The sequence below is a fragment of the Sinosporangium siamense genome, assembly GCF_016863435.1.
In the GTDB taxonomy this organism is placed as follows: Bacteria; Actinomycetota; Actinomycetes; order Streptosporangiales; family Streptosporangiaceae; genus Sinosporangium; species Sinosporangium siamense.
In genome coordinates this window covers 49,257-63,322 of the sequence record NZ_BOOW01000035.1, presented here as the reverse complement: position 1 = coordinate 63,322, position 14,066 = coordinate 49,257, and the positions used below count along the sequence as shown (strand labels likewise).

10 protein-coding genes are annotated in these 14,066 nt (G+C 71.1%); all 10 read left to right on the top strand.

Annotated features, from left to right (window positions below):
- Positions 1-50: 50 nt before the first annotated feature.
- The 10 genes from Ssi02_RS27100 to secF all read left to right on the top strand — a co-directional run bounded on the left by Ssi02_RS27100 (position 51) and on the right by secF (position 13,945).
- The gene (locus tag Ssi02_RS27100; RefSeq protein ID WP_204030399.1) at positions 51-1,118 is read left to right on the top strand and encodes an S-methyl thiohydantoin desulfurase family protein; all 1,068 of its coding nucleotides are present in this window, start codon (positions 51-53) and stop codon (positions 1,116-1,118) included.
- Entirely contained in the window at positions 1,115-2,686 is a 1,572-nt protein-coding gene (locus Ssi02_RS27095) for a hydantoinase/oxoprolinase family protein (RefSeq protein ID WP_239129778.1), read from the top strand. Before Ssi02_RS27100 ends, Ssi02_RS27095 begins: the two co-directional genes overlap by 4 nt.
- On the top strand, positions 2,683-4,896 hold the full coding sequence (locus Ssi02_RS27090; protein WP_204030398.1) for a M14 family zinc carboxypeptidase: 2,214 nt from the start codon (positions 2,683-2,685) through the stop codon (positions 4,894-4,896). Before Ssi02_RS27095 ends, Ssi02_RS27090 begins: the two co-directional genes overlap by 4 nt.
- 51 nt (positions 4,897-4,947) lie before the next feature.
- Entirely contained in the window at positions 4,948-6,102 is a 1,155-nt protein-coding gene (locus tag Ssi02_RS27085; protein ID WP_239129775.1) for a GNAT family N-acetyltransferase, read from the top strand.
- Between the two features lie 572 nt (positions 6,103-6,674).
- Positions 6,675-7,229: a crossover junction endodeoxyribonuclease RuvC gene (ruvC, locus tag Ssi02_RS27080; RefSeq protein WP_204030463.1), complete on the top strand. Its 555-nt coding sequence runs from the start codon at positions 6,675-6,677 to the stop codon at positions 7,227-7,229.
- Positions 7,230-7,461: 232 nt separating this feature from the next.
- The gene (gene ruvA, locus Ssi02_RS27075; protein ID WP_204030396.1) at positions 7,462-8,100 is read left to right on the top strand and encodes a Holliday junction branch migration protein RuvA; all 639 of its coding nucleotides are present in this window, start codon (positions 7,462-7,464) and stop codon (positions 8,098-8,100) included.
- Positions 8,101-8,652: 552 nt separating this feature from the next.
- Entirely contained in the window at positions 8,653-9,693 is a 1,041-nt protein-coding gene (ruvB, locus tag Ssi02_RS27070; protein WP_204030395.1) for a Holliday junction branch migration DNA helicase RuvB, read from the top strand.
- Positions 9,694-10,419: 726 nt separating this feature from the next.
- Entirely contained in the window at positions 10,420-10,818 is a 399-nt protein-coding gene (gene yajC / locus Ssi02_RS27065; RefSeq protein WP_204030394.1) for a preprotein translocase subunit YajC, read from the top strand.
- 260 nt (positions 10,819-11,078) lie between these two features.
- On the top strand, positions 11,079-12,866 hold the full coding sequence (gene secD / locus Ssi02_RS27060) for a protein translocase subunit SecD (RefSeq protein ID WP_307825796.1): 1,788 nt from the start codon (positions 11,079-11,081) through the stop codon (positions 12,864-12,866).
- Positions 12,866-13,945, top strand: a complete 1,080-nt coding sequence (secF, locus tag Ssi02_RS27055) for a protein translocase subunit SecF (RefSeq protein WP_239129774.1) — start codon at positions 12,866-12,868, stop codon at positions 13,943-13,945. The genes secD and secF overlap by 1 nt, the downstream gene beginning before the upstream one ends.
- The last annotated feature ends 121 nt before the right edge of the window (positions 13,946-14,066 follow it).

Below are 14,066 nucleotides of genomic sequence, written 5' to 3'. Positions count from 1 at the left end.
GTATGTTCGGTACATGGAAAGCCGATCGGCGGTTGGCAAGACTGCGAGCTGTGCAGATCGATGAGGAAAACCTCGAAGCCTACGCCCTCGGGTGCGGCCTGCTGGGGGGCGGCGGAGGCGGAGAGACCAGGACGGCCGTGCTCATGGCGCGTGAGGCGATCCGCGAGCACGGCCCGATCGAGGTGGCCGGCCTCGGCGACCTCGCCGACGACGACTTCCTGATGCCGTGCGGCCTGCTCGGAGCCCCCACCGTCTCCCTGGAGAAGGTGCCCGCGCGGGACGAGGGCGACCGGCTCGTGGCGGCGGTCCAGGAGCTGACCGGCCGCGCCGTGGCCGCGCTGATGTGCGTGGAGATCGGCGGCTCCAACGGACTCTTCCCGCTGATCTGGGCGGTGCGCCGCGGGCTGCCGGTGGTGGACGCCGACGGCGCGGGAAGGGCCTTTCCCCAGCTGCTCCAGATGTCGATGCACGTCACCGGAGTGCCGGTGGCGCCGGTCGTGCTGACCGACGAGCGGCACAACGTGGTGACCCTGGGCGGGGAAATCACCACCCACTGGGCCGAGAGGCTCTGCCGTTCGACCGCGGTGGCCTTCGGCGGGCGTGCGTGCGCGGCGATGTTCACCATGGACGCGAAGCAGGCCAGGCGCGCCGCCGTCACCGGCTCGGTCTCCCACGCGCTCTCCCTCGGCGAACTGCTCGTCCGCCACCGCACCGACCCCTTCGGCGCGCTGAGCGAGAAACCGGGCGTCGTCGTCCTGGCCCGAGGCAAGATCGCCGACGTGGTCCGGGTGACGCAGGGCGGATTCGCCCGCGGGTCGGCCATCGTGCACGGCACGGGCGACGACAGGGGCCGCATGATCCGCGTCGAGTTCCAGAACGAGAACCTCGTCGCCATCGAGGACGGCCAGGTCGTCGCGACCACCCCCACCGTCATCTGCCTGCTGGACGACACGACCGCCGAGGCCGTCGCCACCGAGGAGTTGCAGTTCGGGCAGCGGGTGGCCGTCGTCCTGCTCCCCTGTGACGACGTCTGGCACTCCCCGGAGGGACTCGAAGTGGCAGGCCCCCGCGCCTTCGGCTACGACATCGACGTCACGCGCCCGGCGGGTGTGCGGTGAGCCGCGGGCCCGGGGTGCGCGTCGGCGTCGACGTCGGCGGCACCAACACCGATGCCGTCGTCCTCGCGGCCGACCTGACCCTCCTCGCCAAGGCGAAGGTCCCGACGACGGAGAACGTGCTCGACGGTGTGCGCGACGCCCTCGCGGCGGCCATGGGCGCCGCCGAGGTGGGGCCCGCGGACGTGCACCACGTCATGGTGAGCACGACACACGCCACCAACGCGCTGATCCGGCGCCGCGGACTGCGGCGGGTCGCGGTGCTCAGGATCGGCGCGCCCGCCACCCTCGGCATCTCGGTGCTGAGCGCCTGGCCTCAGGACGTCCGCGACGCGGTGGTGGCGGCCTCCGAGATCGTCCGCGGCGGCGCCGAGGTCAGCGGTGTGCCCATCGTCCCCCTCGACGTGGCGGCGATCGAGCGCTTCGCGCGGTCGGCGGCGGGGGAGGCCGACGCGTTCAGCGTGACCGGTGTGTTCTCGCCCGTCACCTCGGAGGACGAGGTGATCGCCCGCGAGATCATCCGGTCGGTCGCGGGCGATGTGCCGGTGTCGATGAGCCACGAGGTCGGCACGATCGGCCTGGCGGACCGGGAGAGCGCCTCTGCCTTGAACGCCGCCCTCACTGCGGTGACCCAGGAGGTGGTCGACGGCGTCGCCGAGGCCCTGAGGACCCTGAAGATCGCCGCCAGGCTCTACGTCGCGCAGAACGACGGCACCCTGATGGCCGCCGACTGGGCGGTCCGCTGCCCCGTCCTCACCATCGGCAGCGGCCCGGCGAGCAGCATGCGCGGAGCCGCGTACCTGTCCTCGCTCGCCGACGCCGTCGTCGTCGACATCGGGGGCACCTCCACCGACATCGGGGTGCTCACCGGGGGGATGCCGAGGTCCTCGGCGTCGGCGATCGAGATCGGCGGCGTACGGGCGAACTTCCGCATGCCCGACCTGCTGTCACTCGGCCTCGGCGGCGGCAGCGTGGTCCGCATGGGCCCGGGCGGCGTCGTCGCCGGCCCCGACAGCGTGGGCGGAGCCCTCACGAGATCGGCCCTCGTCTTCGGCGGCGACGTGCCGACCCTGAGCGACATGGCGGTGGCCCGCGGCCGGCTGACCCTCGGCGACCCCGCGCTGGCGGCCGCCGTGGACGAGCGCCTCCACGCGGTCCTCGACACGGTCGACGCCCGGCTGGCCGAGTCGATCGAGCGCATCCAGCGGTCCAGCGTCAACTGTCCCGTCGTCGTGGTGGGCGGCGCCGGAGGGCTGATGACCGAGGTGCCCCCCGGGTGCAGTGAACTGATCCGCCCCGCGCACCACGACGTGGCCAACGCCGTGGGGGCCGCCGTGGCCATGATCAGCCGTGAGGTCGACGAGGTCGTCCCCGCGGGCATGGACGGGCGGGAGGAGCGGCTTGAGCGGCTCTACCAGCGCGCCCGCGAGCGCACCATCGCCGCCGGCGCCGATCCGGCGGGCGTCGAGATCGCCGCGGTGCACGAGACCCCCCTCGCCTACCTTCTGGACCCCGCGGTGCGCATCCGGGTGAAGGCGGTCGGTCCCCTTCCAGGAAAGGCCATCTCATGACTTATCCCCTCGAAGCCATCCAGCCGCCCGCCCATGAGCTCCTCGACCACGACGGCGTGCTCGACGCCATGAAACGGCTGGCCGCGGACCCCCGGGTCGCCCTGGAGGAACTCGGCCGCAGCCGCGAGGGCCGCGCCGTCAACGCCCTCGTCGTCGCCAGGCCGGACGTGCTCGCCGACCCGGCCGCCGTGCGGGCGGCGGCGCGCCGGCTGTCGGCGCCGTCCGGCGGCGATGAGGCAGGCCGCCCCTGGCCCGAGGACCTGCCCGTCCCCGTGCTGCTCCTCGCCGGCAACTACGGCAACGAGGCCGCTCAGACCGAGGCGCTGCTTGAAGTGGCCGACCGGCTCACGGCCGACACCGACGAGGCTCATGCCGTACTGCGGAGCCTTGTCGTGCTCATCGTCCCGCTGCTGAACCCGGACGGGCGTGAGCGGGCGCTCGCGACGTGGCGCGAGCGGCCCCGGGCGGCGGCGCTGACGGCATACGGCAACCACTACGACATCCAGGTCGCCCGTGAATATCTGCACCTCATCGAGCCGGAGAGCGTCGCCCTCGCGGAACTCGTGCGGCGATGGCACCCCGTGCTGGCCTGGGAGGTGCACGAGGACTCCATCAACCTCGGCCTCATGTTCGAGGAGACCTGCCTCTGCCCGCCGATGTCGCCGCGCGGCCCGAACGGCACGACGATGGCGGGCAGCCCCGGGGACTACGATCCCCGGCTCTTCGACCAGGAGGTCGTCTACGGCGCCGCCATCGCCGAGGAGTGGCGGTCGCGCGACGAGAGGCTGCTCCACGACCCCACCGGACACCACGGATGGCCGCGGCCAGTCGACCCCCGGTTCGCGCACCTCGCGCAGCACCCGGAGACGCGGTTCACCCGGGCGATGGCCCTGCGCGGGGTCACGGCGTTCATCACCGAGAGCGCCCGCCGCCCCGGCACCCAGACCTGGGAGGGCCGGGTGCGGCAGAAGGTGTCGGCCGGAATGGCCATCCTGCGCACCGCCGCCGCCGGCACAGACACCCTCACCTCGATCGTCCGGGACGCGGGGCGTCCCCCGGGCGCGGCGGCGGGGGAGTACTTCGCCATCCCGCGCGCCCAGGACGCCGCGGTGCTGCAGCGGGCCCTGCTGACCCTGCAAATGCACGATGTGCAGGTCCACGCCACCGCCGACCATCTGGTCGTGTTCCAGGCGCAAGCCCGCCACACCACCCTGCGGACCCTGTTGTCCCTCACCCACGGCAGGCACCAGAGCCTGGTGGCCACGCTCGGGCTGCAAGTGCACGACTCCACGGACCCCGGCTTCGACCGATCGCGGATCCGGCCCGACGACCTGACCGCCGTCCCGCAGCCGTCCGATTGGGAGTCCTCCCGTTTCCCGTGGATCGCCTCCCCGCCCCCGCCGGGCGCGCTGCGGCCGGTGGGCGTCTACGCGGGGCAGGGCGTCAAGGACTTCGCCGCCGAAGGGCACCTGGGCGGCGTCCGCCGGCTCCTCGACCACGAGGGCATCGCCTACACACTCCTTGAGGCCGGCGACGTCCTGAACGGCGCACTGGACGACCTCGACGTCCTGATCGTGCCGAACGGCGACCCCGACGCCGTCCTCGGCGGCAGCCGGCCCGGCCTCCTGTGGTTCGGCGAGCCCTGGCAACCCGAAGAGGAGCCAAGTGGCCTCGGCGCGGACGGGGCCGACGCCGTGCGCCGCTTCGTCGAACGCGGCGGCCACTACATCGGCGTCGACGGCGGCGCGGTCCTGGCCGGCCGGACGCATATGGCACTCCTCAACTGCGGCGTCGCCGTACGGAACATCGGCACCGGCCTGGTCGAACTCGCCGTCCACGCGCCGGGCGACCCGGTCTTCTCCGGCGTCGGCGGCTCGTGGGACGAGAGCGGCATCTGGCGTCAGGGTCTCGTCTACGCGATGTCCGACTGCGAAGCCGTCCTCGGTGAGCAGGGGGCCGCGGTCCTGGAGGCCGGTGAGGACGCCGATTGTCTGGCGTCCTTCTCCCGCCTGCTCCCCGTCGCCGGTACGGCACACCTGGCCGACGTCCTCCCGGAGGGGCCGCCCTCGCGCCGCGCGGCGATCCTCCGCGGCACGCGCGGCGGCGGCACCGTGACCCTGTTCGCCGTCGACCCGACGTATCGATCGCTCAGTCCGTACAGCGCACGTATGCTGGCCAACGCCGTCAGGGACCGAGCCGCCCGGAGGTGACGGCGCGCGTTTGGAGCGGGCCACGCGATCGCCATAAGTTGGCGACTTGTGATGATTCGCGACGTCGCTCCAGCCGATCTCGACGCCCTGCTCGCCATCCGTGTCCGCTCCTTCGGCCACATGTCCGCCGGTGAGGCCGAGGAGTGGAAGGCGAAATACACGCTGAGCGCGCAAGAGGGCCTGCTGCTCGGCGCCTACGACGGCTCCCGCATCATGGCCGGCGCCCGGATCGCCGACTTTCGCCAATGGTGGTACGGCAGGCCCCTCACCTGCGCCGGCATCGCCGGAGTCGTCGTCGCGCCCGAGGACCGCGGCAAAGGCGTCGCCCGCACGATGATCAGGGCCGTGGTCGAGCGCGCCGCCGCGCTCGGCTATCCGGTCTCGGCCCTCTACCCCAGCACCACCCCCCTCTACCGGAGCTGCGGGTGGGAACACGCGGGGGCGAGGCATTACTACGTCATCCCCACCGAGTCCCTCCGCTCGGTCCGGCCCGCCCATCCCGTGGCGCTACGCCGTATGGGGCCGGGCGACGCGGCCGAGGTGATGCTGATCCTGCACCGCGTATATTCCGCCGCCCGCGCCTCCGGCCCCGTCTGCGCCACCGAGGTCCAGTGGCGCCAATGGCTCGGCGACGACAGGGCCTTCCTCTACATCGCCGACGACGGATTCATCGTCTATCGATGGGCCGGCGACGCCCTGCACGTCGACCACCTGGCCGCAGCCTCCGAGCACACCGCACGCACCCTGTGGGGGCTGCTCGGCTCCACGTCCTCGACCGCGAAGTCGATCCGCGCTGCGCTCGACCCCGCCGACCCGGTGTTCCACATGCTGGGCGAACGCGGAGTCCTGGGCGTCGCGCTCACCCCCTGGATGATGCGTGTCGTCGACCTGCCCACCGCCGTCTCGGCGCGCGGCTATCCCACCTCGGTGACCGCGGACCTCACCCTCGACGTGGACGACCCCGTCCGCCCCGGGAACACCGGCCTGTGGCGGCTCACGTTCACCAAGGGCGAGGGTACGGCGGAGCCGGCCCGGCCGGCCGACTCCGCCACGCATGTGGGAGTGGGGGCGTTTTCCGCTCTCTACGCGGGTGTGCCCACGGATGCCCTTCGGCGCTCCGGCCTGCTGACCGGAGGGTCCCCGGCGGACGACGAGGTGCTTGACACGGTCTTCGCGGCTCGTCCGTACATGATCGACCATTTCTAGGCCGCTGGGACGGGCGTCACGGGGGGTGGCCGTCCCCGCGGTCGCGGTTGGGCGACGCTGGGCGGGGCTGGAGATGTTGGGCGCTCCTGGGCGTGGCCGGGCGTCGCGGGCAGGTGGCGGTCCCTGCGGGCGCTGCTGGGCGACGCCGGGTGTGGCCGGGCGACGCTGGGCGTCACGGTAGGTGGCCGTCCCTGCGGTTGCGGCCGGGTGACGCCGGGCGCTGCTGGGTGTGGCCGGGTGACGCTGGGCGCGACTGGGGGGCGCCGGTGCCTGTGACGCCGGCCTCCGCCCACCGGGCCCGTAGACGCCCGCGACTGGTGCGGCGCACCTTCGGGGACCCGGGATTCCAGATGAGGTTCGAACACGCGGTTTGTGCCCTGACCTCGGGCGTGCGCCGGGCCGGTGGCGGGGCCGTACATGATTGACTACCTCTCGATTCGTGGCTGCGCAGGGCATGTTCGCCGTGCGCCGGGCGGCCGGGAGGGGTAGAGTTCGGGGCCGAACAGGTGTTCGGTGTCCGGTCGGATGCCGGTGATTTCGCGGGGGAGGCGGTGCCGGTGCGTCTGCCCGAGTTGCGCGTGATGGGAGTCGATCCGGGGTTGACCCGATGTGGGCTCGGAGCGGTCCAAGGGCGTCCGGGCGCACCGCTGACCCTGGTCGACGTGGGGGTGGTCCGCACGGCGGCCGACGACGACATCGGGGTCAGGCTCGTGGCCATCGAGGCCGAGATCGAGCGCTGGCTCGACCAGCACAAGCCCGACGTGCTGGCGGTCGAGCGGGTCTTCGCCCAGCACAACCTGCGCACCGTCATGGGCACCGCCCAGGCGTCCGCGGTCGCGATCACCTGCGCCGCCCGCCGCGGCCTCCCCGTCGCGCTCCACACCCCGAGCGAGGTCAAGGCCGCCGTCACCGGCAGCGGCACAGCGGACAAAAAGCAGGTCGGCCTGATGGTGACACGCCTGCTGCGCCTGGCCGAGATGCCCAAACCCGCCGACGCCGCCGACGCCCTGGCCCTCGCCATCTGCCACGTCTGGCGCGGCGGTCTCACCAACCGCATGGCCGACGCCATCGCCAAGGCCCGCGCGAGCGCGCCGCCCAGCCGGATCCGCAGGGGCAGCGCGTCGTGACCGGCCGGGCTTTGTGCAGTGCGGCTCTGTATGGCGAGGCTTTGTGTGGTGGAGCTCTGTGTGGCCTATATGGCGGGGTGCGGTGTCGTGACCGGGGTGGGCTCGCGGGGTGTGACAGGTGACGCTGGGGTGCGTCGGTTTCGTGGAGGAGGGGTGTCATGAGCGTGTCTTATGGGGCGGTGCGTGCCGTGGCCGGGCGTGAGGTGTGCCCAATGCGGAGAGGAGCCCTGTCGTGATCGCGTCGGTGGCGGGGCGGGTGGCCGCCAAGAGTCTCGGATCGGCCGTCGTCGAGGTCGGCGGGGTGGGCATCCAGGTGCACTGCACACCGGGCACGCTCTCCACGCTTCGGGTGGGTGAGACTGCCCGGCTGTCCACCTCGCTTGTCGTGCGTGAGGAGTCGCTGACGCTCTACGGGTTCGCCGACGACGACGAGCGCGTGGTCTTCGAGCTGCTTCAGACCGCGAGCGGCGTCGGTCCCCGGCTCGCTCTTTCCATGCTGGCCGTGCACACTCCTGGCGCACTACGTCTCGCCGTGGCCTCGGGCGACCTCAAGGCGCTCACCCAGGTGCCGGGCATCGGGCAGAAAGGCGCCCAGCGGATCGTCCTGGAGCTCAAGGACAAGCTCGGCGCACCCGGCGAGCCGGTCGTCGCCTCCGTCAACGGCCACGCCCCCACCCCGCCGTGGCGCGATCAGGTTCACACGGGCCTCGTCGGCCTGGGCTACACGGCACGCGACGCCGACGAGGCGGTGGCCCTGGTCGCCCGAGAGGCCGACGCCGAACTCGCCCTCGGCCGCACCCCTCAGGTGGCCGCCCTCCTCAAATCGGCTCTGCGCATCCTCAGCGGCCCTCCGGGAGGTGGACGACGTTGATCGCGTGGTCCTGGCTCGGGATGCGTTCCCCGAATCGCTGCTCCGGCGGTCCGCTGAGAGGTGGCCGCCGGTGAGCGCGCCCTCGCCCCCGTGGGCGTGTTCCTCGGATGGCTGCGGCGGTCTTCCGGGAGGTGGGTGGACGGGTGTCCGGTTCTGGAGGCGTTCGCCCGATGGCTGCTTCAGCGGTCCTCTGGGAGGTGGGCGGCGGTGAGCGCGCCCTCGGCCCCGTGGGCGCGTTCCCTGGACGGCTGCCTCAGTGGTCTTCCGGGAGGTGGGCGGTGGTGAGCGCGTGGTGGCCATCGGCGCCGTGGGCGCGTTCCTCGGATGGCTGCTTTGGCGGTCTCCCGGGTGGTGCTCGGACGGGTGTCCGGTTCTGGAGGCGTTCGCCTGATGGCTGCTTTAGCGGTCTCCGGGGAGGTGGTCGCCGGTGAGTGTACGGCAGTTGCCTGGCCGGGCGGCGTTTCAGGACCATGTGGTTCGGAGGCTCATGCAGTCAGGGGTGGGTGCGGACATGTGGTCGGCATCGTGTGGTGGTCTGGAGGGAAAGCGGCGGTGAGTGCGGACAGGGAGCTGGTGTCTCCCGACGCCGAGGGCGACGAGCGGCTGATCGAGGCCGCGTTGCGGCCGAAGAGGCTTGACGAGTTCATCGGGCAGGGCCGTGTCCGTGAGCAGCTCTCGCTGGTGTTGCAGAGTGCCCTTCGCCGGTCGCGGCCGCCGGATCACGTGCTGATGAGTGGTTCGCCGGGGCTCGGCAAGACGACGCTGGCCATGATCGTGGCGGCTGAGCTGGGGGCGCCGCTGCGGGTGACCTCCGGGCCGGCGTTGGAACGCGCCGGGGATCTCGCGGCGATCCTGTCGACGCTCGCCGAGGGTGAGGTCCTGTTCATCGACGAGATCCACCGCATGGCGAGGCCGGCCGAGGAGATGCTCTATCTCGCGATGGAGGACTTCCGGGTCGACATCGTGGTCGGCAAGGGGCCGGGCGCGACGGCGATCCCGCTGGACATCGCGCCGTTCACCCTGGTCGGCGCCACCACGAGGGCGGGCCTTCTGCCGGCGCCGCTGCGCGACCGGTTCGGGTTCACCGCGCACATGGAGTTCTACGAGGTGGCCGAGCTGGAGCGGGTGCTGCACCGCTCGTCGCGGCTGCTCGGGATCGGGCTGCCCGAGGACGGGGCCCACGAGATCGCCAGGCGGTCGAGGGGCACGCCCCGGATCGCCAACCGCCTGCTGCGCCGTGTGCGCGACTTCGCCGAGGTGCGCGCCGACGGTGTGATCACGCGGGAGCTGGCCTCCGCGGCACTCGATCTCTACGAGGTCGACGCGGAGGGGCTCGACCGGCTGGACCGGGCGGTGCTCCGGGCGCTGCTCGGCAAGTTCGGCGGTGGGCCGGTGGGCCTGTCCACGCTGGCGGTGTCGGTGGGGGAGGAGCCTGAGACGGTCGAGGTGGTGGCCGAGCCGTTCCTCGTGCGCCAGGGCCTGCTGGCCCGCACCCCGAGGGGGCGCGTCGCGACGGCGGCGGCGTGGGTCCACTTGGGGCTCCCCCCACCTCCCGACGCATTCGGGGCCAATCCCGCGGACGACGCACCTTGACCCGCCGCGGCGAGTGCCGGTCCGACGCCGATCGCCGTCGGCATCGGGGCCGCCTCACCGGCCGGTGTGCTGCCAAGGCGACCGGCATGCGGTTGCCTCGGAGCGACCGAGCTTGAGTGGCCCGGCTTGAGCGGCCACCCCTTGTGGTCACCCCGTGGGGCTGCCCAATGCGCTCATCCGGTGCGGTGGGCTGGTGCGGTCACCCGGTGGGGCTGTCCGGTGCGGTCATTCGGTGCGGTGGGCTGGTGCGGTCACCTGGTGGGCCGCCCGGTAAGGCTGTCCGGTGCGGTGGGCTGGTGAGGAGGTCGCTGGCGTCGAGGCCAGATCCGGTGAAGTTGCGGGGGCGTGAGGGGCGGGGCATCGTGGCTTGTGCCGTACGGTTGCCCGTGTCGGTGTGGTTGTGCCGCGTCGAGTGACAATGTGGTCGTGCGACGTGGTTGTGTCGCGGGGTTGTGCCCTGCCGGGCCGCGGCTCCCGGTGTACCGGAATTGGTGCGTGGGGGCGATCGTTTTGGGTCGAGTCTTGATCACAGAATGATGACAACGGTTGCGAAATGGGAACTTCCCCGCGCGCCGGAACGTGGGTTCGTTGCCGGGTTGACAAACGCTCGCCTACACTCCGTGCCTTGGCTGCCTGTGTAGGCTGACGTGCTTAGCGGCGCGGCCGCATCTATGCAATTGATATCTCCGGCGTCTCGCCGGTTGTTTCTCATGGAAGGTGGCCCTTGTGGGCGACATTACCTCGATCGTGCCACTGATCTTGGTGGCTGTGGTGTTCTACTTCCTGCTGATCCGCCCGCAGCGCAAGAGGCAGCGTGAGCAGCTTGAGATGCAGAACTCCCTTGTTCCCGGCACGAGGGTGATGACCACGACGGGACTGTTCGCCACGGTGGTCGCCGTCGACAACGAGGACGTGATCCTCGAGTTGTCCCCCGGTGTGGAGACACGCTGGGTCAAGGCCGCCATTGGCCGTGTCCTGGAGCCTGGGGACGCCAAAGAGACGTTGGAGAGCTCCGACTCGGACCTTGGCGCCGACGGCGTCAAGGACGAGGCGGACGCGAAAGACGGCAAGGAGCCGGGCGGGTCGGCCGGCAACGGTCCCGACACACCTGGCAAGCTCCCCTGACCGGCGCCGACGAGGCGCGGTGAGCGGTCCTCGTCGGCGTTCGCGGGCCCCGCTCGTTTGGGGCACGGCGGGGCCGGGTGAGCCACCCGGCCGAGCTTGACTCGCGGAGGCGGATGAGGAGGACTCGGTCCTCACCGGGCTCGGGGCTTATTAGGCTCGGTGCCCTTAAGGCGCAGTGCTTAACAGGCTCAGGGCTTTTTAGGCTCAGTGATATCAAGGCACATCTCATCGCACCCGACACCCGAAAGAACTGACGACCAGTGGCCCGACCGACCAGCGGCCAGAGCAGACCAGGACGCACGCTCCTGCTGCTTTTGGCGCTCATCCTCGCCATGGGCGGGGGCATGATCCTGCAGCAGGCGTTCATCCCGAAGCTCGGCCTTGACCTCGCGGGTGGCACAACCGTAACGCTTTCGCCTCTCACCCCGGATAACCGCCCTCCGTCACAGGAGAGCCTCGACCTCGCAGTCAACATCATCCGTGACCGGGTGAACGGCAGCGGCATCTCCGATGCCCAGGTGGCCAAGTCGGGCGACAACATCGTCATCTCGGTGCCGGGCGCCGGGCGCGAGGAAGTCATCAAACTCGTCGGCACCACCGCCGAGCTGAGGTTCCGCCAGGTGCTGGCGGAGGCGCCCGCGGTGATTCCGCCGGCCGCGATCCCGACCACGGCTCCGACGCCCTCCGGGTCCGCCTCGCCTTCCGCCTCGCCCACCTCGCGCTCGTCGCGGCCCGCCGCGACGCCCTCGGCGACGGCCAAGCCGGAGGCGAGCGCCTCGCCCCCGGGGCGTGCGGTCTCCTCGGGGCTGGCGAGCCCGACCTCTCCGAGCGCCGCGCCTTCCCCGTCCCCTTCGGGTGAGCCGTCGCCGAGGACGGCCCGCGCGAGGGCCACGAGCAGCCCCTCGCCCACGCCGTCCGCCCCCACCGCGCCCGTCGACCAGCAGGACCCGCTCGCGGGCGTCGACACGACGGGCATCGATCCCGCGGTGATCCAGCAGTTCCGCGACCTCAAGTGTGAGGCGAAGGACCGCGGCCAGGGTCTTCAGGACGACCCGGCCAAGCAGATCGCCGCCTGCAGCAAGGACGGCGCCGCCCGCTACATCCTCGACAAGGCGGCGGTGACCGGCACTCAGATCAACAGTGCCAGCTCCGGCCTCGCCGACACCACGGGTGAGTGGATCGTCCAGCTCGACTTCAAGAGCCAGGGCGCCAACGAGTGGTCCAAGATCACAACGACCGCGTTCAACTCCCAGGCCCCGCGCAACCAGGTGGCCATGGTGCTCGACGGCCTGGTCATCTCGGCTCCGGTGATCCAGGAGCCGATCCCCGGCGGCCGGGCGCAGATCTCCGGCGGCTTCAACCAGCAGACCTCGACCGATCTGGCCAACCAGCTTAAATACGGCGCGCTCCCGCTGAAGTTCGTCCAGAGCTCTGTCGTGTCGGTGTCCTCGACTTTGGGCGCCGACCAGCTCACGGGCGGTCTCATCGCGGGCGGCATCGGCCTGATCCTCGTGGTCATCTACTCGATGCTCTACTACCGGGGCCTCGGCCTCGTCTCGGTGTTCAGCCTCGCGGTCGCCGCGCTGCTGACCTACCAGTCGGTGGTGCTGCTCGGGCACAACGCGGGCTTCCGCCTGTCGCTGCCGCACATCATCGGTCTGGTGGTCTCGATCGGCATCACCGCCGACTCCTTCATCGTGTTCTTCGAACGCATCCGAGATGAGATGAAGGAGGGCAGGAGGTCGCTGCGGTCGGCGGTCGAGGTCGCCTGGGTCCGCGCGCGGCGCACGATCCTCGTGGCCGACGCGGTCATGTTCATCGCCGCCGTGGTGCTCTACTTCCTCTCGGTGGGCGACGTCGCCGGCTTCGCGTTCGCGATGGGTCTCACGACCCTGATCGACGTGGTGCTCGTCTTCATGTTCACCAAGCCTCTTGTGACCCTGCTGGCACGCTTGAAGTTCTTCAGCAAGGGGCACAAGCTCTCCGGGCTTGACGCCGAGCGCATGAGCGAGACCACCGTCCGCACGAGCACTCCGCAGGAGGCATGATGTCGCTCCTTCGCCGCCTCTACCGGGGCGAGATCAACGTCGACTTCGTCGGCCGCCACAAGTTGTGGTACAGCCTGTCGGCGCTGCTGCTCATCGTGTCCTTCTCCGGTCTGCTGTTCAAGGGACTCAACCTCGGTGTCGAGTTCCGCGGCGGCTCGGTCTTCACCTTCGCCGCGCCCGCCGCCTCGATCGAGCAGGTGCGCACCACGGTCACCGAGGCCGGGCCCCACCAGGTGATCGTGCAGACGGCGGGTGAGCGCTGGCGCGTCACGACCGAGAGCCTCAACGAGGGCGCGGTCACCAAGGTGCGCACGGCTGTCGCCGACGAGTTCAAGGTCGACCGCGAGCAGGTCAGCGTCGACGTCATCGGCGCCTCCTGGGGTGGCGAGGTCTCCGAGAAGGCGATCATCGGCCTGATCGTGTTCATGCTGGCGATCATCTTGTATCTCACCTTGGCCTTCGAGTGGAAGATGGCCTTGGCGGCGGTCGTGGCCCTGATCCACGACCTCGTCATCACGGCGGGCGTCTACGCCTGGTCGGGGTTCGAGGTCACTCCGGCGACGATGCTGGGCTTCCTGACGATCCTCGGCTATTCGTTGTACGACGCGGTGGTCGTGTTCGACATGATCAAGGAGGTCACGGCCAAGCTCGGCACGACCTCCAAGCTGACCTACACGCAGGCGGCCAACAACGCGCTGAACCACACGCTGATCCGTTCGCTGAACACCACGCTGGTCGCGATCCTGCCGGTGGCGGCGATCCTCTTCATCGGCACGACGCTGCTCGGCGCCGGCACCCTGAAGGACCTGTCGCTGGCGCTGTTCGTCGGCATGATCGTCGGCACCTACTCGTCGCTGTGTGTGGCAACGCCGCTGCTGGTCCTGCTGAAGGAGCGCGAGCCGAAATACCAGGCGCTCGCCAAGCGTCTGGCGAGCACCAAGGGCGGTTCCAAAAGCGGCTCCAAAGGGGCAGGAGCCTCCGCCAAGGGACGGGAAGAAGGGGACCGGGAGCCCGTGAGCGCTGGGGCGCCGGGTGGCCCGGCCGCCGAGAAGCCCTCCGACAAGCGTAAGAAACGATGATCGACGGCCGGCCGGCTCCTTTACGGGGCCGGCCGGCCGCACGCGGTTCCCGAGGGCTTCACGGGCCCGGCGCGCACGCCGGGCCTGTGAAGCCCTCCGCCGTTCCACGCTGTTTCGGAGA

Coding starts and splice junctions, on each gene's coding strand:
- Ssi02_RS27085 (WP_239129775.1), top strand. CDS start 4,948: ATGATTCGCGACGTCGCTCCAGCCGATCTCGACGCCCTGCTCGCCATC.
- Ssi02_RS27090 (WP_204030398.1), top strand. CDS start 2,683: ATGACTTATCCCCTCGAAGCCATCCAGCCGCCCGCCCATGAGCTCCTC.
- secF (WP_239129774.1), top strand. CDS start 12,866: ATGTCGCTCCTTCGCCGCCTCTACCGGGGCGAGATCAACGTCGACTTC.